The organism is Planomonospora sp. ID67723 (assembly GCF_015711605.1).
GTDB lineage: Bacteria > Actinomycetota > Actinomycetes > Streptosporangiales > Streptosporangiaceae > Planomonospora_A.
Genome location: NZ_JABTEZ010000001.1, coordinates 2,138,374 through 2,157,789, shown reverse-complemented (window position 1 = coordinate 2,157,789; position 19,416 = coordinate 2,138,374). Strand labels below are relative to the sequence as shown.

General features: G+C 70.2%; 13 protein-coding genes and 1 other RNA gene. 6 read left to right on the top strand and 8 right to left on the bottom strand.

Going from position 1 to position 19,416, the window contains the following annotated elements; translation table 11 throughout:
* Nucleotides 1-107 precede the first annotated feature (107 nt).
* Nucleotides 108-944: an isocitrate lyase/PEP mutase family protein gene (locus HS041_RS10165; RefSeq protein WP_196440210.1), complete on the bottom strand. Its 837-nt coding sequence runs from the start codon at nucleotides 942-944 to the stop codon at nucleotides 108-110.
* Nucleotides 945-1,458: 514 nt separating this feature from the next.
* On the opposite strand from HS041_RS10165, the gene HS041_RS10160 reads away from it, so the two are divergent.
* Both HS041_RS10160 and HS041_RS10155 read left to right on the top strand, forming a co-directional pair.
* Nucleotides 1,459-3,087: an alpha/beta fold hydrolase gene (locus tag HS041_RS10160; protein WP_196440209.1), complete on the top strand. Its 1,629-nt coding sequence runs from the start codon at nucleotides 1,459-1,461 to the stop codon at nucleotides 3,085-3,087.
* 402 nt (nucleotides 3,088-3,489) lie between these two features.
* Nucleotides 3,490-4,179 (top strand): DUF4386 domain-containing protein, encoded by a 690-nt coding sequence (locus tag HS041_RS10155; protein ID WP_196440208.1) that lies wholly within the window; start codon nucleotides 3,490-3,492, stop codon nucleotides 4,177-4,179.
* A gap of 169 nt (nucleotides 4,180-4,348) precedes the next feature.
* On the opposite strand, the gene ssrA is transcribed toward HS041_RS10155, so the two are convergent.
* The 5 genes from ssrA to ftsE form a co-directional block, all read right to left on the bottom strand.
* Nucleotides 4,349-4,736: a transfer-messenger RNA gene (ssrA, locus tag HS041_RS10150) on the bottom strand.
* Nucleotides 4,737-5,118: 382 nt separating this feature from the next.
* Complete coding sequence (locus HS041_RS10145) at nucleotides 5,119-7,011, bottom strand: penicillin-binding transpeptidase domain-containing protein (protein WP_230878509.1); 1,893 nt, start codon at nucleotides 7,009-7,011, stop codon at nucleotides 5,119-5,121.
* Nucleotides 7,008-7,475 carry an SsrA-binding protein SmpB gene (smpB, locus tag HS041_RS10140; protein WP_196440206.1) on the bottom strand — a complete coding sequence of 156 codons (468 nt, stop codon included), beginning with the start codon at nucleotides 7,473-7,475 and terminating at the stop codon, nucleotides 7,008-7,010. Before smpB ends, HS041_RS10145 begins: the two co-directional genes overlap by 4 nt.
* A 23-nt stretch (nucleotides 7,476-7,498) precedes the next feature.
* Nucleotides 7,499-8,404, bottom strand: a complete 906-nt coding sequence (gene ftsX / locus HS041_RS10135; protein WP_196440205.1) for a permease-like cell division protein FtsX — start codon at nucleotides 8,402-8,404, stop codon at nucleotides 7,499-7,501.
* A gap of 30 nt (nucleotides 8,405-8,434) precedes the next feature.
* Nucleotides 8,435-9,124: a cell division ATP-binding protein FtsE gene (ftsE, locus tag HS041_RS10130; protein ID WP_184939289.1), complete on the bottom strand. Its 690-nt coding sequence runs from the start codon at nucleotides 9,122-9,124 to the stop codon at nucleotides 8,435-8,437.
* A gap of 234 nt (nucleotides 9,125-9,358) precedes the next feature.
* On the opposite strand from ftsE, the gene HS041_RS10125 reads away from it, so the two are divergent.
* Nucleotides 9,359-9,550 (top strand): hypothetical protein, encoded by a 192-nt coding sequence (locus tag HS041_RS10125; RefSeq protein WP_196440204.1) that lies wholly within the window; start codon nucleotides 9,359-9,361, stop codon nucleotides 9,548-9,550.
* A gap of 19 nt (nucleotides 9,551-9,569) precedes the next feature.
* Here HS041_RS10125 and prfB read toward each other — a convergent pair whose 3' ends face one another.
* Complete coding sequence (gene prfB, locus HS041_RS10120) at nucleotides 9,570-10,688, bottom strand: peptide chain release factor 2 (protein WP_196440203.1); 1,119 nt, start codon at nucleotides 10,686-10,688, stop codon at nucleotides 9,570-9,572.
* A gap of 113 nt (nucleotides 10,689-10,801) precedes the next feature.
* Between prfB and HS041_RS10115 the strand changes: the two genes are divergently transcribed.
* Nucleotides 10,802-11,851, top strand: a complete 1,050-nt coding sequence (locus tag HS041_RS10115) for a DUF8094 domain-containing protein (RefSeq protein WP_196440202.1) — start codon at nucleotides 10,802-10,804, stop codon at nucleotides 11,849-11,851.
* 36 nt (nucleotides 11,852-11,887) lie between these two features.
* A complete protein-coding gene (locus HS041_RS10110; protein WP_196440201.1) occupies nucleotides 11,888-12,040 on the top strand; it encodes a hypothetical protein in 153 nt (50 codons plus the stop codon).
* Between the two features lie 48 nt (nucleotides 12,041-12,088).
* Here the strand turns inward: HS041_RS10110 and HS041_RS10105 are convergent, their stop codons facing one another.
* A complete protein-coding gene (locus HS041_RS10105) occupies nucleotides 12,089-17,011 on the bottom strand; it encodes an NAD-glutamate dehydrogenase (RefSeq protein ID WP_196440200.1) in 4,923 nt (1,640 codons plus the stop codon).
* Nucleotides 17,012-17,968: 957 nt separating this feature from the next.
* On the opposite strand from HS041_RS10105, the gene HS041_RS10100 reads away from it, so the two are divergent.
* Complete coding sequence (locus HS041_RS10100) at nucleotides 17,969-19,411, top strand: sugar transferase (protein WP_196440199.1); 1,443 nt, start codon at nucleotides 17,969-17,971, stop codon at nucleotides 19,409-19,411.
* Nucleotides 19,412-19,416 lie beyond the last annotated feature (5 nt).

Sequence of the window (19,416 nt, the reverse complement as noted above, 5' to 3'; positions counted from 1 at the left end):
ACGGCTACGTCCGGCACGGGCGAGGCCGCCGCCGGCGCGTTCCCGGCGGCCCGCCGGAAGGACGTCCCCGCCGCGGCGGGGCTCCCGCCGAGACCGGCGGGCGGAGCCTAACCCCGGCCGTGCATGAGGGCGTTGAGCTCGCCGAACGCCAGTTCCCCGGACAGCGCCTCGTAGGTGCCGGTGCCGTACAGCTCCCGGGCGGTCCGGCGGACGACGGCGTAGGCCGCCGCGGCGATGGAGGAGCCGGTGCTGACCCGGGCGACGCCGAGGGCGGCCAGCTCTCCGACGGCCGGGGCGCCCGGCCCCACCAGGATGTTCAGCGGCGCGTCCACCCCCTGGACCAGTGCCTCCACCGTCGCGGGGTCGGTGACGAAAGGCACGAAGATGCCGCTGGCCCCGGCGGCGAGGTAGGCGGCGGCCCGGTCCAGGGCCGCTCGGAGCCGGGTCTGCGGGTCCTCGGCCGGGTGCCCGTAGACGTCCACCCGGGCGTTGATGTAGAGCGGGATCCCCATGGCGTCGGCGGCCGCGCGGGCCGCGGCGAGCCGGGCGGCCTGCTCCTCGACCGGCCGCAGCGACGGAGCCCCGTCGCGGACCGTGTCCTCGATGTTCACGCCCACCGCGCCCGCCTCCAGCACGCCCCGGACGGTGTCCGCGACGTCCTCGGGCTTCTCCCCGAAACCGCTCTCGATGTCGGCGGTGACGGGGACGTCCACGGCGGCGGCGACCCGGGCCACGAGGCCGAGCGCCTGGTCCCGGCCGAGCAGGTCGCCGTCGGGCGCGCCCAGGCTCCAGGCGACCCCGGCGCTGGTGGTCGCGACCGCCCTGGCCCCCGCCTCCTCCACCAGCCGCGCGCTGGCGACGTCCCACGCGTTGGCGAGGACCAGCGGCTCTCCACTTTTGTGCAGAGAACCGAAAAGAACCGCTTTGTCATGAAGAGTCATCATGCTGATCAGTAAATCAGCATGTGTCGTGTACGGCCCGGCGGTTTTCGGACGTGACCGGCACCGGGCCGCCTCCGGCGCCTCGCGAGCGAGCCGGTGCGGCCGTACCCGGTTGGGAGGACCCGCCCTGGCCGATGCCGGAGGGCGGGCGGGCGGTGGGATCCGGCATGCGTTCATGCGAGCGGAAGGGATCCCGGCGAGGGGTCACGAGGGTTTCGGAAGCGGATGACGTTACGAATCCCCTGGTGAATGGGCAACCAGTGGGTTTTCGCCACAATTGTCACTATATTTCGGATCTTGCTGCTGTATCGTGCTGCCGTCGATTCGGCGCGGTCAGTACGGGGGCCGCGTTCGCCGCCGCCAGTTTCGAGGCCGTCGCGGCCGTCGACCGAAGATGATCACGGCCGGTCGAGTGCCGCACGAGCAGGCCGACCGGCCGATCGACGATTGGAGCACTGTGCGAGGAAGGTCTTCTCTGCTCGCCGCCGCCTTCGCGGCGGTGGCGACGCTGTTACCCGTGTCATCGGCCGTCGCGGCGGCCCCTGGAGACGGAGTCAAGCCGACCCCGACGGCTTCGGGAACCCCGACCGCCTCACCGACTGCGACGGCGTCGGCGACCCCGGCGCCCGCGAAGGGCCTCATCGCCTGGGCCCCCTGCGAGGAGGAGCCCTCCGCCGAGTGCGGCAAGCTGGCGGTGCCGATCGACTGGTCCCGGCCGAACGGGCCCACCATCGATCTCGCCGTCGCCCGCCGCAAGGCCACCGACCCCGCGGCCCGCGTCGGATCCCTGGTGATCAACCCCGGCGGTCCGGGCGGGTCGGGCGTGGAGGCCGCCTACGGCGCTCCCGGCTTCTTCACCGAGGAGCTGCAGAAGCGGTTCGACATCGTCGGCTTCGACCCCCGGGGTGTCGGCCGCAGTCACCCGGTGATCTGCTCGGCCTCGGTGTTCAACGAGATGCCGTACGCCGTGATGAAGAGCCAGGCCGACTTCGTCAAGTGGACCGCCTACGCCAAGAAGCTGCGTGCGGACTGCCGGGCCCGCACCGGCCCGCTGTACGACCACGTCGACTCGGTCAACGTCGCGCGCGACCTGGACGCCCTGCGCGCCGCGCTGGGCGAGGAGAAGCTCACCTACTACGGGATCTCGTACGGGACGCTGATCGGCCAGATGTACGCCGAGCTGTTCCCGAACCGGATCCGGGCCATGGCCCTGGACAGCAACATGGACCACAGCCTCGGCGTCAAGGCCTTCCTCGACTCCGAGGCCGCAGCCGTCGAGGACGCCTTCGACCAGTTCGTCGGCTGGTGCGACCAGGAGCCCGGCTGCGCCCTGCACGGCAAGGACGTCCGGGCGGTGTGGGAGAGGATCCTGGCCAAGGCGCGCAGCGGCCGGCTGTACTACCCGGGCGTCACCGACCGCCCGATGACCGAGATCCAGGTCCTGTGGCAGGGCGTACTGGGCAACGAAGGGCCCGCCTGGCAGTTGCTGAGCGAGATGCTTCGCGCTCTGGACGGCGGGGAGCCTCCGTCGTGGGTGCCCCCGCTGCCCGGCAGGCAGCCCGTTTCGGGGGACGTCGCCCACCTGCCCACCGCGATCCTCTGCCAGGACTACACACTGCGGGTGCGCAACTACAAGGAGTACGCCTGGCTGCTGCGCAGCTCCAACCGCCGCGCCCCGGACATGCGCTACAACCCGATGCCGATCGAGGACCTGCCCGTCTGCCTCGGTCACCCCACCACCAACCCGCAGCACCGGCTGCGCTACACCGGCAGCGCTCCGATCCTGCTGGGCAACTCCCTGCACGACCCCTCCACCCCGTACTCCTGGTCCGCCAACGTGGCCCGGCAGCTCGGCTCCAAGGCGCGCCTGATCACCTATGAGGGCTGGGGCCACCGCATCTACGGCAAGGACGAGTGCAGCACGGTGCCGATCGACAACTACCTGATCTCGCTGACCCTGCCTCCGGACGGCTTCCGCTGCCCCGTGGGCGGCAGGGTCGAGACCATGGTCAAGAAGCAGCAGACGCAGAAGCAGCAGCGCGAGCTGTGGCCGACGGACAAGCTGCCCTGGGGCGCTCCGCTCCTGAGCTCCTCCCGCCCGCAGCCGGCCACGGCCGCCGCCGGCGCGTCCAGGACGTCCGGCTGAGCTCCGGCCGGTTCTGACGTCGCATCCTTCGAGGGCCCCTCGGCGAACCCGCCGAGGGGCCCTCGTCGTGGTGTCGGGAAGCGTGACGGCGACCGTCGCGCCGCGATCCGCGCACGACCCCTCCTGCATGAAGGCCGCTCCGCACGCCGATCAATGTATAGAAACATTGACATGATGTCGGCTCCGGTTTACCTTCATCCATGTCGACTATTTTTTACATGAGGGCGGCATCCGTACGAGGACAGAGGAACGCGCGCCCGCCTCCCGGCACCGCCCCGCGACGTCTTCCGGCTCCCCGTCACCGGGGGCTGAGCCCGGGACCGCGTCCCGCACCGACGCTCCGAGGCCGGGGAGAAGCATCTCCCCGGTCTTCCGCAGCACGCCTGAAACCAGGGAGAGACCATGGGTTCACCCAAGCGCGTGGCCAGACTCGCCGGAGTCTTCTACCTCGCCGTCGCCGTCTTCGCGCTCTTCGCCCAGATGTACGCCCGCGCCACCGTGTACGTGCCGGGCGACGCCGCCGCCACCGCCGGCAACATCGTGGCGAACGCGACCCTCTTCCGGCTCGGCTTCGTGGCCGACCTGGTGACCGCCACCAGCTCCCTCCTCGTGGCGATGACGCTCTACCGGCTCTTCAAACACGTCAACAGGAACGCCGCAGCCGCGATGGTGGTCTTCATGGCCATCGGCACGGGGATGATCCTGGTCAACCTGATCTTCCACTTCGCCGCGCTGCTGGTCGCCACCGACGCCGCCTACGCCGTCGCCCCGCAGGTCGGCGCCTCCGACACCCTGGTCCTGCTGCTGATGGACATGCACCGGTACGGATCCGTGATCAGCGGGATCATGTTCGGCCTGTGGCTGCTGCCGATGGGGTACCTCGCCTACACCTCGGGCATGTTCCCGCGGGCCCTGGGAGTCGTGCTGATGATCGCGTGTTTCGGCTACGAGGTGGACACCCTGACGACTTTCCTCCTGCCCGGTCTCGGGGAGACCTTCTCCCTGATCGTCCTCGCGCCGGCCGTGGTCGCCGAGTTCTGGATGATCGGATACCTGCTGGCGATCGGAGTGAGAACCGCCGCTCCGGCGTGACCGGCGCCGGTCGCCGCCTGAACCCGCGTCCTCGCGGGAAGCCGGCCGTTCGTCCCGGTCGCCGGGCGCCTACGCGGCATCTGCGACAACGCCGAAGGGCGGCCGGGCGGCGAGGTGCCGACCGACCGCCCTTCGGCGATCTGCTCCGCGCGTTTCGAACGCGGAACGGGGGTGGAGGTGGCGGGAATCGAACCCGCGTCCTTCAACTCCAAGGCAGGGCTTCTCCGGGTGCAGCCTGTTGTGCTTTTCTCAGCCCCGGCGATCACACAGGCAAGACGCCGACGGGCTCAGCCACTGTCAGTTTTCCCGCTCGACCCCGTGGCCGGGTCTCGCGGTTGAGCCTCCTAGCGATGCCGGATCCGGGCCGGAGGCGCTCCCGGGCCGGCAGAAGTCACTCGCTGCTTAGGCGGCGAGGGCCAGGTTGCCCTGGCTCTTGACTTCGGAGTGCGTCTTATTGGCACTTATTGGTCGCGGTCACAGTGTTAACGAGGTTATGTCCGCAGTCCTCGACCCGCTTCTCCTGACTTGCAAAGCCAAAGTCGAAACCAGTCACCCCCCTGTTGAGTTGTCAACCCGCTCCTCGCGAGGAGGACCGGGCTATCCGAAGATACCGGTTACAACAGCACCTGCGCCAACTCCATTCCCGCCGGGGGCCCCGGAAGGTAAAGAATCCTGGAACTTCCCGGGACATGCCGAAACCCCGGGAGCGCGGCATGTCGCACGCGCCCCCGGGGCCGACCGGCAGGGTCGAGCCGGTCCGGACGGCAGGGCCTCCCCCGAGATGAAGCCCTGATCTCATCACGGCGACTGAGTCCGCAACCCCCCGAGCGGTGCTCAGTCACTTGGGAAGACGCGAACGAGGCGCCCGATGGTTGCTCCGGGTGATGAGAATTTTTCACAGTGCTGCTCCGGGGCCGATCCGGAGGGTCGCGTCCGAGGTCAGACCCCGGCTCGCAGGTTCTGGAAGAACCGGCCCGCGACCGCCGCTCCGGCACCCGGATCGCTGCTCTCCACGAGCACGGCCACCGCCACGTCCCCCTGCCAGCCCACGAACCAGGACAGCGGCTTGCCGGCCCGCGAGGCGGCGGCGGTGACGCCGTGCACCGGATCGCCCGGAGCCGCGGCGGCGCGGGCCGAGCCGGAGGTCACAGCGGTGCGCATGAGGGAGCGCAGGGTGGTGACGGTCTTCTCGTCGAGGCCGACCGGAGGGACCGGCTTGGCCGGCTGGTCGGTCTCGGCCGGCAGGGTCGGCGTCTTCGGGTCGATGACCAGGATCGGCGGGCGCCAGGTGCCGGAGGCGACCGCCCCGGCGACCAGGGCCATGGACAGCGGGCTGACCGAGACGTTCTGCCCGGCGATGGCCTTCGCCGTGGCCGCGTCGTTCTTCAGCGGCTGCATCGAGCCGCTGAAGGACTTCAGCGGCAGGGTCCACGGCGCCCCGATGCCGAACTTCTCGGCGCTGGCGGTCAGCTCTGCCGGACCGACCCTGCGGGCGAGCGAGGCCAGCGCGGTCACGCAGGCGTTGGCGAAGTTGCCCTGAAGGGTCGGCTCGCTCCCCGCCGGCGGCAGCGGCTGGCGGAAGCGGGCCCCTCCCACGGTCCGATCGGCTGGGCAGGCGATCTTCTGCTTGAGGTTCACCTGGGCCTTGAGCAGCCCCTCGACGGCCATGATCGAGAAAGTGGTCCCGGCGGGGAACTCCCCGTCGAGCGCGTCCTCCTCCTGGTGGTACTCCTTGGTGCTGCTCACGGCCCGCACCTCACCGGTGGAGCCCTGGACCGCGACCACCATGCCGCGCGCCCCCGTGGCCAGCGCGGAGTCGGCGGCCTGCTGGACCCGCCGGTCGAGCGTGGTGCGCACCGGCGCGGCCGTACGGCCCGGCCGCCACTTGGCGAGCTCCGTCACCGTCTCCAGCGTCTTGAGGTCCACAGTGACCACGCTGGTCTCGGTCGAGCCGGTCAGGTACTCCTGGTAGGCCTTCTGCAGGCCGTCGCGGCCGACCGTGTCACCGGCCCGCTGCGGCCCGCCGAGCAGCAGCTCGGTCTCCGGCGTGACGGCGGTGACGGTGCCGACGATCTGCTTGGGAGAGGCGGGTGCGACCGGCTGCTCGCGGATCGAGAACTGGATGCCCCCGATGGCCTCCAGCTCCGGGCGGAGCTGGGCGAACCGGGTCCGGCCGAAGGTGACCAGCGGCACCTGGTCGTTGGGGACGGCCGACATGATCCGGCTCAGCAGCCGGTCCTTCGGGAAGCCGGTCACCTTGGACAGCTGCTCGCAGACCTTCTCCGGGTCGTTCAGCTTGGCCGGGATGACACTGGCGACGTGCAGGTTGGCGAGCTCCTGCAGCGGGTCGCGGTCCTGGGCCTCGATCGGGTAGCGGTCCTCGGGATCGACCTTCACCGCGAAACGCTGACCTTCGCGCAGCTCGGGGTGGAGCACGCCGGGCGACCAGCGCACCTTCCACTCCCCGTCCACCAGGTGGAGCGGGAGCCTGCCGTCGTACTCCCACAGGGGATTGTTCTCCCCCAGGTCGACCTCGGCGGCGAAGTCGGCCTGGACCTGGTCGCCCGTGCGGCTGATCCCCTTGAGCGCGAACCGGAACGAGGCCGCGTCGAGGTGGATCTTGGCGTCCTCCAGGGCTCTGCGGACCTTCTGCGCGTCGCCGTCGGTGCGCCGGGCGGCCGTGGCGTAGTCACCGGTCTGCCAGCCCACCAGGAAGTCGCGGACCGCCTCGTGCGCCGAGGGCTCCTCGAAGCACGCCGACAGCATGGGGGCCGTCACCGCCAGCGTGAGCGCCGCGGCGACGGTCCGGCGAGTCCTCCCCGTCACGGTCATCTGTTCCGGTGCCTGAGCACGCGGGCCATCTCCCGCTTGGCCTGCTTCTCGGCCAGCGTCTGCCGCTTGTCCCAGTCCTTCTTGCCCTTGGCGAGGCCGAGCTCGACCTTGGCCTTGCCGTCCTTGAAGTAGAGCGAGAGCGGGACCAGGGTGAGGCCGCCCTCCTTGGTCTTGGCGACCAGCTTGTCGATCTCCTTGCGGTGCAGGAGCAGCTTGCGCGTGCGCCGCGCCGCGTGGTTGGTCCACGTCCCCATCGTGTATTCGGGGATGTGGATGTTGATCAACCACGCCTCGCCGTCCTTGACCGTGGCGTACCCGTCGACGAGGGAGGCGCGGCCCAGGCGCAGCGACTTGACCTCCGTGCCCTGCAGCACGAGGCCGGCCTCGTAGGTGTCCTCGATGTGATAGTCGTGCCGGGCACGCTTGTTCTGGGCGATGACCTTCCGCCCGGTCTCACGTGGCATGCCTTCGAGCCTACCGGGACACCTCACACACGCAGGTAACGGCGGAGCGTGACGAACGAGGCGAGCACACAGATCAGGACGCCGAAGACCATGGTGAGGCTGATCACCGAGGCGACGGTCTCCCAGGTGAGCTGGCTGTTGCCGAGATAGCCCTGGACCCCGTCGAAGAGGAACACCTTGGTGACGATCAGCAGCACCGCCGCCAGCACGCCGCCGATCAGGCCGGCGATGACGCCCTCCATCACGAACGGGAGCTGGATGTAGAGGTTCGAGGCGCCGACGAGGCGCATGATGCCCGTCTCGCGCCTGCGGTTGTAGGCCGAGAGCCGGACCGTGTTACCGATCAGCAGGGTGGCGGCGATCACCAGGAAGCCGGCGATCACCAGGGCGAACCCCCGGATCTTCTCCATGAGCCCGAAGAAGTTCTCCAGGAGCTTCTTCTGGTTGACCACGTTGGAGACCCCCGCGGCGCCCTCCAGCTGCTCGATCACCGCGCCGTAGGTCTCGGGGTCCTTGAGCTTGACCCGGAAGGACTCGGGCATGTCGTCGACCTGGATCGCCGAGAGCAGCACGGTGTTGCTGGCGTACTGCACCTTGAAGTTCTCGTAGGCCTTGGCCGCGTCCTCGAACTCGACCTGCTCGACCTGGGGCATGCCCTCGATCAGCGCCCGGAGCGCCGTCTGCTCCTCCTCGTTGACGCCGCCGCTGCCCTTGCACTTGGGGAACGGGTCGTTCTTCTTGCACAGGAAGACCGAGACCTCGACCTTGTCCGCCCAGTAGTCCTTCATGCCGGAGATCTGAGAGTTGACCATCAGACCGATACCCAGCAGCGCCATGCCGATCGCCACCGTCACGATGACCGCGATGGTCATCGTGAGGTTACGGCGGAGGCCGATCCAGACCTCGGAGAAGATGAAGTTTGCCCGCATGCTCTTCCTGTCGCTTTCGCCGATCCCGGTTCAGTACGCCTGGCCGTACACGCCACGCGACTGGTCTCGGACGATCTTTCCGTCCTCCAGTTCCACTACGCGCTTGCGCATGGAGTCGACGATGGCCGCGTCGTGCGTGGCCATGACGACGGTGGTGCCCGTCCGGTTGATCCGGTCGAGCACCTTCATGATGCCGATGCTCGTCGCCGGGTCGATGTTCCCGGTCGGCTCGTCGGCCAGCAGGATCATCGGCCGGTTGACGAACGCGCGGGCCATCGCCACGCGCTGCTGCTCGCCACCGGACAGCTCGTCGGGCATCCGGTGGGCCTTGCCCTCCAGGCCGACGAGCTCGACGACCTCGGGCACGACCTTGCGGATGAACCGCCGGGGCTTCCCGATGACCTCCAGAGCGAACGCCACGTTCTCGTAGACGTTCTTGTTCGGGAGGAGCCGGAAGTCCTGGAACACGCAGCCGATCCGGCGGCGCAGGTGCGGCACCTTGAAGTTGGACAGTCGGGCGAGATCCTTGCCGGCCACATGGATCGCGCCCGAGTTCGGGCGCTCCTCCTTGAGGACCAGGCGGAGGAAGGTCGACTTCCCGGACCCCGAGGGGCCGACGAGAAACACGAACTCGCCCTTGTCGACGTCGACGCTGACGTGGTCCAACGCGGGCCGGTTCTGGTTCGCGTAGACCTTGGTGACATTATCAAAATGGATCACGGGCGCATCACGGCATGTCAGTCTAGGGGTTAGGACGGTCGCGGTGGTGGCAGAGGACCACTTCCCGCCTCTCGCCGGCCGGGGGGCGCCGATCTTTACCTCGGTCGACGTTCCGGTTGGCCGGAGCCCAGTCTAGGGGGAAGACTGGCATGGAAGGTCCATAACGGAAACAAAACGATTCAGCGCCCGGTAACGACCGCATAAAGTGGTTACGACTCCGAAGGCGAGGACACGATGAGCTGTGACGATCTGGTCTGCGCGCGGTGCGCACACCCCGTCTCGGAGGGCCGCTGCCCCCTGTGCCGGGCCAACCGCGACCGCATGCACCACGGCGGACTGGGCGGGATGACCCCCGCCCTCGTCTCCCTGGTGCTGATCACGTTGTTCTTCCTCACCCTGGCCCTCAAGCACCTCACGGGGGCCTGAGGAGGCCGCTGGGAGGATTCTAGGCCTCCTCGCCCGCCTCTTGGCGGCGGGTCCACCGGATCTCCGCCTCGATGAACTCGTCGAGGTCGCCGTCCAGCACCGCGCTCGGGTTGCCCGCCTCGGTGCCCGTCCGCAGGTCCTTCACGATCTGATAGGGATGCAGCACGTAGTTGCGGATCTGGGTGCCCCACGAGGTGGTGCTCTCGCCCCGGATCTCGTTGAGCGCCGCCGCCTCCTCCTGCCGCTTGCGCTCCAGCAGCTTGGACTGCAGGACCGCCATGGCGGTCGCCTTGTTCTGCAGCTGCGAGCGCTCGTTCTGGCAGGAGACCACGATGCCGGTGGGCAGGTGGGTGAGGCGGACCGCCGAGTCGGTGGTGTTGACGCCCTGGCCGCCCGGGCCCGAGGACCGGTAGACGTCGACCCTCAGGTCGTCCTCGTTGATGTCGATGTGGTCGGTCGTCTCGACGACCGGGACCACGTCCACGCCCGCGAAGGAGGTCTGGCGACGGCCCTGGTTGTCGAACGGGCTGATCCGGACCAGCCGGTGGGTGCCGTGCTCGCCGCGGAGGGTGCCGTAGGCGTAGGGGGCCTTGACCGTGAAGGTGGCCGACTTGATCCCGGCCTCCTCGGCGTAGGAGGTCTCGTAGACCTCCGTCGGGTAGCCCTTGCGCTCGGCCCAGCGGAGGTACATCCGCAGGAGCATCTGGGCCCAGTCCGCGGCGTCCACGCCGCCGGCCTGGGAGTTGATCGTGACGACCGCCTCGCGCGCGTCGTACTCGCCCGACAGCAGGGTGCGGACCTCGAGGGCACCGATGTCGCTCCTGAGGGACGCCAGCTCGCGCTCGGCCTCCTCGCGGGTGTCGGAGTCGTCCTCCGCCTCGGCGAGCTCGTAGAGGACGGAGAGGTCCTCCAGCCGCTGCCCGAGGGTCTCGATCCTGTTGACCTCGCCCTGCAGATAGGAGAGCTTGCTGGTGACCTTCTGGGCCCGGTCCTGGTCGTTCCACAGGTCGGGCGCGGCCGCCTGGTCCTCCAGCTCCTCGATCTGCTTGCGGACGGCGTCGAGGTCCAGCACGTCCTGAATGCTGTTCAGCGTGCCGGTAAGCTCGTTGATCTCTTCTGCCGGATCGTTGAGTGCCACGTCTGTAAAGGGTACGCGACCGCCACACCCCGTTGTGTACGGCTCAGGCCCGCGTCGTGGCTAGGCTTGGCGCCGCGGCGGGACCGCCGGGGAGAGGTCATCGGGAGGCGAGGGTGCGAGGACACGGACGGCGAGGTCTGCTCGCGTTCGCGCTCGCCCTGACCACCGTGGCCGCCGGGGCGGCGGCCTGCTCCTCCGGGGGCGACCCGGCCGCCGGGAGGAGCCCTTCGGCCGGCGGCCCGGCCTCCGCTCCCGCCCCGCCCGCCCGCCCGCTGGTCACCCTCGCCGAGGCGGCCGGCGCGCTGAAGGACATCCTGTCCGCCGACGGGATCCTGGGCTCGGCCGTCCCCCGGCTGCCCGCCGACCGCAACCACCTGCTCAGGCAGGCCGCGGACGGCCACCTGGCCCTCACGCAGGCCGCTCTCCGGAGTTCCGAGATCATGCGCGAGGACCCGCCCCGCTACACCTGGGGCGAGCCGCGGCTGCTGGTCCCCCGGCTGGAGCAGGGACCCGGCTGGTTCGCCGCCGTCGTGGACCGCCGCGAGGAGGGGGGCGAGAGCCGCCCCGTGATGCTGACGGTGACCAGGCAGGGCGAGGACGACTGGCGGATCAGCTCCCTCTCCCTGCTGGATTCGGCGATTCCCGGGATCGCCCAGGACGCCGAGGGCTACGCCACCGCCCTGGGCGGGGACGACCCCGGCGTGCAGATCAGCCCGCGGCTGATGGCCCCGCTCCACGCCACCACGGCGGAGGAGGGCTCTGCGGGGTTCGCCGCCGGCCTGATCGCCGAGGGCCCGCACACCACCGCCCACGCGACCGAGATCACGGCCACGCGCGCGGAGGAGAAGGACAGCTGCCTCGGCTACGGCTCGATCTTCGCCGCGGCCGGCTACCCGGTGCACGCGCTGCGCACCTCCGACGGCGGGGCGCTGATCGCCTACTCCCTGATCAGGACGACGACCTGGACGGCCAAGGTCTACCCCTGCGCGGAGCTCATCGCGAAGCTGCCCGAGCAGGAGCGGCTGCCGGACTCCTCCCCCCTGAAGGAGGTGCGGACCGTGGAGACGCAGCAGTACGTGAGCACGGTCCCGCCGAAGACCAGCCGCGAGCTCGCCCGGGTCATCGGCTACGCCGGCGGCATCACCAAGGTCACCAGTTCCTGACTCCGTCCGCGCACCCGCCCGCGCACCGAGCGGTCGGTGACGGGGCCGGGCCGGCTGTCCGCCTTCAGCCTGCCGATGTTCGAGCACGTCGCCGAGCGGCGCCGCCTGGTGCGGACGCTCCTGGGCGGCGCCGCCTGGTGCGGACGCTCCTGGGCGGCGCTGATCCGGCGGGGACCGGAACCGGCCTGACCGCGGAGCCGGAACCGGTCTTGCACGACCGCGGAGCCGGAACCCGCCTCAGGCCTCCGCGCGGGGCAAGCTGGTGGAGGCCACCAGTGTGCGGACCGCTCGCAGCGCCACCGAGAGCGTCGCCAGATCGAAGTTGTCGCTCTCCCAGATCTCCGAGAGCGTCTGCCTGGCCCGCGCGACCGCCGCCCAGTTCGCGTCGGCCCAGCGGGCGAGCCGCTCCTCCGGCGCCAGCCCCGACTCGCTGTGCACCAGGACGTCGCGGGTGAGCGCGGCGTGCGCGGCGTAGAGGTCGTCGCGAAGGGCGGCCCGGGCCATGGAGTTCCACCGGTTGTCCCGCGGGAGCGCGATGACCCGCTCCCGCAGCGCGGAGAGCTGGAGCCGGTCGGCCAGGTCGAAGTAGACCTCGGCCGCCTCGTTCACCGGGCGGCCGGTGGTGTGGGCGATCTCCACCAGGTCGAACGTCGAGTAGGCCGGGACCATCGCGGAGACCCGCTCGGCCAGCTCCTCGGGCACGCCGCGGGCGATGAAGACGTCGCGGCGCTCCTCGAAGGCCAGCAGGTCGGAGCCGGTCAGCAGCTTGGGCAGGTGCGGCAGCAGGCCGTTCATGCCCTTGGCGAAGAAACCCACCGTGGAGGCCAGGTCCAGCGGCGGCCGGCGGTTGCCGAGCAGCCAGCGGGCCCCGCGCTCGCACAGCTTGCGGGCCTCCAGCTCCATGGCGATCTGGGTGGCGGTGTCCACCTTGTTGTCGAGCCCCTCGACGGCCAGCCAGAAGCTCGGCAGGTCGAAGACCTCGCGGGCGACGAGGTAGGCGCGGGCGATGTCCGGGGTCGAGGCGCCGCTCTCCTCTCCGGCGCGGAACATGAAAGTGGTCCCGCTGGAGTTGACCATGTCGTTCACCACGCAGGTGGTGATGATCTCCCGGCGGAGCGGGTGGTCGTCCATCGCCGAGCGGAAGCGCTCGCGCAGCGGCGACGGGAAGTACGACACCAGCCAGGAGGCCAGGTAGGGGTCGTCGGGCAGGTCGGAGGCGAGGAGCTCGGCGTCCACCACCAGCTTGGTGTAGGCCAGCAGCACCGAGAACTCCGGCGCGGTCAGCCCGAGTCCGGCCTGGCGGCGCTCGGCGAGCGTCTTGTCCGAGGGCAGGAACTCCAGCTCCCGGTTGACCAGCCCGGCCCGCTCCAGCCTGCGCAGGTAGCGCGAGTGGATGTGCAGCATCTCGGGGGCCTGCGCGCGGGCGGCGGCCAGCACCACGTTCTGGTCGTAGTTGTCCCGCAGGACCAGCCGGGCCACCTCGTCGGTCATGTCGAGGAAGAGCTGGTTGCGCTGCTTGTCGGTGAGCTCGCCCTCGCGGACCACCCGGTCCAGCAGGATCTTGATGTTCACCTCGTGGTCGGAGGTGTCCACACCCGCGGAGTTGTCGATGAAGTCGGTGTTGACCAGCCCGCCGTTGAGCGCGAACTCGATCCGCGCGAGCTGGGTGAAGCCCAGGTTCCCGCCCTCGCCGATCACCTTGCAGCGCAGCTCGGAGGCGTTGACCCGCAGGCCGTCGTTGGCCTTGTCGCCGACGTCGGCGTGCGACTCGACCGAGGCCTTGGCGTAGGTGCCGATGCCGCCGTTCCACAGCAGGTCCACCGGTGCCCTCAGGATGGCGCTGATCAGGTCGTTGGGGGCCATCGCGGTGACCCCGCCGGCGATGCCGAGCACGGCGCGGGCCTGCGGCGAGACCGGGATCGACTTGGCGGTGCGCGGCCAGACGCCGCCGCCCTCGGAGATCAGCTCCGTGGAGTAGTCCTCCCACGAGCTGCGCGGGAGGGCGAAGAGCCGGGCGCGCTCGGCGTAGCTCCGCGCGGCGTCCGGGTCGGGGTCGATGAAGATGTGCCGGTGGTCGAAGGCCGCGACCAGCCGGATGTGCTGGGAGAGCAGCATGCCGTTGCCGAACACGTCGCCCGACATGTCGCCGATGCCGGCCACGGTGAAGTCGGTGCTCTGGATGTCCACGCCCGTCGTGCGGAAGTGGTACTTGACCGATTCCCAGGCGCCTCGGGCGGTGATGCCCATGGCCTTGTGGTCGTAGCCGATCGAGCCGCCGGAGGCGAAGGCGTCGCCCAGCCAGAAGCCGTACTCCTTGGCCACGCCGTTGGCGATGTCGGAGAAGGTCGCGGTGCCCTTGTCGGCGGCGACCACCAGGTAGGTGTCGTCCTCGTCGTGCCTGACCACGTCGGCGGGCGGGACCACCTTGCCGTCCACGAGGTTGTCGGTGATGTCGAGCAGGCCGGAGATGAACATCCGGTAGCACGCGACGCCCTCGGCCAGCACGTCTTCCCGCGCTCCCGACTTCGGCGGATTCTTAACGACGAAACCGCCCTTGGAGCCGGTGGGGACGATGACGGTGTTCTTCACCATCTGCGCCTTCACCAGTCCCAGGATCTCGGTCCGGAAGTCCTCCATCCGGTCCGACCAGCGCAGCCCGCCCCGGGCGACCTTGCCGAAGCGCAGGTGCACGCCCTCGACCCTCGGCGAGTAGACGAAGACCTCGAACCTGGGCCGGGGCAGCGGCAGCACGCTGATCGAGGGCGAGTCCAGCTTCAACGAGATGTACGGCTTGCGCTCCCCGCCGGCGGCCCCGTCACCGGAGCCGGGCCCGGACGACGTGCCGGGGCCCGTCGTCTGGAAGTAGTTGGTCCGCAGCGTCGCGTTGATCATCTCCAGGTAGGCCCGGAGGATGCGGTCCTCGTCCAGGGAGGCGACGTCGTCCAGCGCGCCGAGGATCTCCTCGTGCAGCGCGTCGGCCAGCTCCGCGCGGACCTCCCCCGGGCGGCGCGGGTCCAGCCTGGCCTCGAACAGGCGCACCAGCAGCCGCGCGAGCCGTACGTTGCCCAGCAGCACGCGCTCGATGTAGTCCTGGCTGAAGGTCGTCCCGGCCTGACGCAGGTATTTGGCGTAGACCCGCAGGATCTCGGCCTGCTCCCAGGTCAGTCCGGCGGCCAGGACGAGCCCGTTGAAGCCGTCGCTCTCCACCCGGCCGCGCCACAGCGCATCGAACGCGTCCTGGAAGAGCCGCTTGAACTCGTCCCTGTCCACCTCCCCCGAGGGGGTGTAGCGCAGGCCGAAGTCGTAGATCCAGGCGTCCTTGGTCTCCGGGTTGTCGTCGCGGTCGATCTCGTAGGGGCGCTCGTCGACCACCTCGACGCCCATCCGCTGCAGCAGCGGCAGGACGTGCGAGAGCGAGACCTGGCCGCCGAGCCGGTAGAGCTTGAACCGGCGCTCCCCCTCCGGGGCGTCGTACGGCTCGTAGAGGTTCATCCCGATCTCTTCGGACGACCTGGCGAGCGCGTCCAGCCGGCGCAGGTCCGCGACCGCCACCCGGGGCGGGAAGTCTGCCTTGTAGCCCTCGGGGAACGCGGTGGCGTACCGGCGGATGAGCCGGGGCGCCTCCTCCTCCGAGCTCAGCTCCGTGATGGCCGCGGTCAGGTCGTCCTCCCACGAGCGGGTGGTGGCGGCGAGTCTGCCCTCCAGCTCCTCCAGGTCCACCCCGTCGGCCGTCAGCGGCCTGCCCCGTTCACCGCGCACGACCACCTGCAGCCGGGCCAGCGCCGACTCGCCGATCATCGCGCTGTACTCGGACGACTTGCCCTTCAGCGCCTTGACCAGGAGCTCCTGCATCTTGATGCGGATCTTGGTGGTGTAACGGTCGCGCGGCAGGTAGATCAGACACGAGACGTAGCGGCCGTAGTCGTCCGGCCGGAGGAAGAGCTTGACCTGCTTGCGCTCGCGGAGGCGGAGCACGCCGAGGGCGATCGGCAGGAGCTGGTCCATCGAGGTCTGGAAGAGCTCGTCCCGGGGGAAGGTCTCCAGGATCTCCATGAGGTCCTTGCCGTCGTGGCTGTCGGCGGCGATCCCGGCCCGGTCGAGGACCGCGGCCAGCTTGCGCCGGAGCACGGGGATGCGGGAGATCGACTCGTTGTAGGCCGCGTGGGTGAACAAGCCCAGGAAGCGCCGCTCGCCGATGACCTCGCCCTCGGCGTCGAAGACCTTCACGCCCACGTAGTCCAGGTAGGCGGGGCGGTGCACGGTGGCGCGGCTGTTGGCCTTGGTGATGATCAGCATGTTCTGCTTCTCGCGGGCCTTGGCACGCACCTCCGGCGGGAGCGCGGCGAAGCTGCCGGAGCCCGTCTTGTCATGGCGCAGGATGCCCAGCCCGGTCCCGGGGACCGCGTGCAGCTCGTCGCCGTGCTCCCCCCGCTCCAGGCGGTACTCGCGGTAGCCGATGAAGGTGAAGTGCCCGTCGGCCAGCCAGCGCATCAGCTCCAGGCTGTCCTCCACTCCGGCCAGGTCGAGCGGGGGCGGGTTGACCGACACGTCCTCGGCGGTCTGTACGGCGAGGGCCCGCATCTTGACGAAGTCCTCGACGGTGTAGCGCACGTCCGACAGGACCCGCTGGAGGTCGCTCTCCAGCTGCCTGAGCACCGCCGGGTCGGACTGGCGGTCGATCTCGAAGTGCATCCAGGACTCGGCGAGCATCTGCCCGGTGACGTCCTCCTGGTCCCGGCCGAGCAGCCTGCCGGTCATGTCCCTGCGCACCCGCATCTGGGGGTGGACCACCAGGTGGACGCCGATCTCGTGGCGGTCGAGCTCCATCGTCACCGAGTCGACCAGGAAGGGCATGTCGTCGGTGACCACCTCGACGACCGAGCCGCCGGGATCCCAGCCGTGCTCCTCCAGGGTGGGCGTGTAGGCCCGCACCAGGGCCCTTCCCTGGGGGCGGTTCTCGGCGAGCTGCCGCTGGGCCGTGGCCGGGCCGTAGACGTCGACCGGGTCGCGGTCCAGCAGGTCCTCTGGCGCGACATGCCGGTAGTAGAGCCTCAGGAAGGCGAGCACCTCCTCGGCATTCCTGTGGTCGCCGCCGGGTGTGTGCGCGCACATCTGCGCGGCACTTCTCAGCAGCTCGTCCTTGGCCTCGTCGAGCGGCATGTCGCTCTCACTCCTTTGTGAGGGGTTTTGCTCTTTTTGTCCGGGCCCTACATCAGGCTGTAGTGCCCGCAGAAGAGAAGGTGATGCCCCGCACTCGCGCGCCGGGCATCGTTGGCGGCGCGGCGTGCCCGTCGCCGACGGGCAAAGCTTCGGCAAGCCGCCGCGGATCATCGTGTGACCCGTGACAGACCGCCGTCACCCGCGGGGGACCGGGGGTTCCATGGTCACAGACGGTGAGTCCTCGCCAGGAGGGGGCGGTGGCACAAGCATCCCACACGAGGGATTCGCGGCCACCGAACAACCGCACCCCCTCGTCGTGGAAACTCCGCCCTCCAGGCAGGCCCCGCGACACAGCACCTCCACTGGCCGTCCGTTCGGTCCTCGTTGACCGGGATACGGCACCGCTCCTGATACCACCCGAAAAGCGGTGGAACGTCAACGTGACGTCCCGTCACCGCCAGGGGCCGCGGCCCACCCCCTCACCATCCGTCACCACGGCCCGCCGCCGCCTCCCGGATCGCCCGCCGCCCGCCGTCCGGATTCTGAAGAAACCTTGCGCCGCCTGGGACCGCCCTTTGTTTCCCAGCCGGTCCGGTATGCCCGCACAAAAAGGAAGGTCATCCCGTCACTGCCTGCGACGACTGGCGCCTGCCCGCCCGGGTCCGGGATTAACACGCCTGCCATCGCTAGCATCAAAAACTTGTCGGGACCAGCCCTTTCGCACCACCGAAAGAGGTGGACCCCCTTATTGAAGAGATCGTCCAGCAAATGTGGAAACGAGCCGACCACGAGGCCGCCGGTCAATTTTCGGCCTCAATGAGAATCACCGACATGGGGGAATCTTGACCGCATTCGGGTTGATCGCGGAAGCAGCGCCCGTCCACGGAGAATCCGATGACCGCGACCGTCAGGGATAGCCGGGCGCCCCACGGCGCGGATGGAGCGGACACAGGCGTCGTGGAAGCCGGCGGAGCGGGCACGGGCGGCGCCGCGACCGCGCTCCTGCCCGACGTGCGGTGGTCGCCGGGTCCGTGGGGAGCCGCGTCCGCCAGGAGGGCCGCGCGGCGGGGCCGGCGCGGGCGGCGGCCCGTCTCACCTCCCGGACTGCTCGGCGTCGACCTCGCCTGCATGGCCGCGGCGGTGGCCCTCATCGGCGGCGGCGACACCGCCGTCGTGGCCGCGACGGCCCTGCTGGCCGTGCTGAACGGCGCGCTCGGGCTGTACCGCCCCCGGCTGGCTCCTTCCGTCCTGGACGACCTCCCCTCCGTGGCCGGGGGCGGAACGGCCGCTGCGGTGCTGGCCGCGGCCCTCGGCGTGGGAGTGCCGCCCGCGGGCGGGCTCCACGGCTGGATTCCGCTCGTGTTGCTCTACACCGCTCTCGCGTGCGGCGGCAGGTGGGCCGGTTACGCGGCCGCCCGCGGCCGGCGGCTGGGGCCCGGGGCGAAGCCCACGCTCCTGGTGGGGGCCGGCGGCCACGGCAGCCGGCTCGCGGCGGCCATGCTCGAACACCCCGAGTACGGGCTCGCGCCGATCGGCTTCCTGGACGACCGGCCGAGCGTGGAGCCGCCGCCCCTGCCGGTGCTCGGCGGCACCGCACGGCTGGCCGAGACCCTGCTGATCCACCGCGTCCGCGTGGTGGTCATCACCTCGGTCCCCTCCCCCGGGCCGGAGACCTGCTCCCTGACCCGCGTCGCCGGGAATCTCGGCTGCGAGGTCTTCTTCGCGCCGGAGCCGGGTGACCTCCTCACCGACTTCCTCCCCCTGTCCGACCACATCAGGAGCTTTCCCGTCCTGCGGATGCGGCCCGCCCCGCAGGCCCGGCCGACCTGGCCGCTGAAACGGCTCATGGACATCGTCCTGGCCCTGGCGGGCCTGGTGGCCGCCGCGCCGGTGCTGGCGGTCTGCGCGCTGGCCGTACGCCGCGAGGGCGGGCCCGGCGTGCTGTTCCGGCAGCACCGGGTGGGGCTCGGCGGCCGCTGGTTCGAACTGCTCAAGCTGCGCACACTCAAGCCCTCCGACGCGCACGAGTCCGCGACCCGCTGGAGCATCGCCGACGACCGGCGCATGGGCCCGGCCGGCAGACTGCTGCGCCGGACCTCGCTCGACGAGCTGCCCCAGCTCTGGAACATCCTGCGGGGGGAGATGAGCATCGTCGGGCCCCGGCCCGAGCGCCCCTTCTTCGTCGACCGGTTCTCCGCCTCCCTGCCCCACTACGGCAGCCGCCACCGCGTCCCGGCGGGGCTCACGGGCTGGGCCCAGATCCACGGGCTGCGCGGGGACACCTCCATCGAGGACCGCGTCAGGTTCGACAACCACTACATCGACACCTGGTCACTCCTGTCCGACATCAAGATCATCATCCGTACCGTCGGATCCGTGCTCCGCCCCGGTGGAAGCTAGCCGTG

Bases quoted from the DNA above. Each gene is read 5' to 3' on its own strand.
- HS041_RS10165 (WP_196440210.1), bottom strand. From the start codon at position 944: ATGATGACTCTTCATGACAAAGCGGTTCTTTTCGGTTCTCTGCACAAA.
- HS041_RS10155 (WP_196440208.1), top strand. From the start codon at position 3,490: ATGGGTTCACCCAAGCGCGTGGCCAGACTCGCCGGAGTCTTCTACCTC.
- HS041_RS10145 (WP_230878509.1), bottom strand. From the start codon at position 7,011: ATGACCGTGACGGGGAGGACTCGCCGGACCGTCGCCGCGGCGCTCACG.
- smpB (WP_196440206.1), bottom strand. From the start codon at position 7,475: ATGCCACGTGAGACCGGGCGGAAGGTCATCGCCCAGAACAAGCGTGCC.
- ftsX (WP_196440205.1), bottom strand. From the start codon at position 8,404: ATGCGGGCAAACTTCATCTTCTCCGAGGTCTGGATCGGCCTCCGCCGT.
- HS041_RS10125 (WP_196440204.1), top strand. From the start codon at position 9,359: ATGAGCTGTGACGATCTGGTCTGCGCGCGGTGCGCACACCCCGTCTCG.
- HS041_RS10105 (WP_196440200.1), bottom strand. From the start codon at position 17,011: ATGCCGCTCGACGAGGCCAAGGACGAGCTGCTGAGAAGTGCCGCGCAG.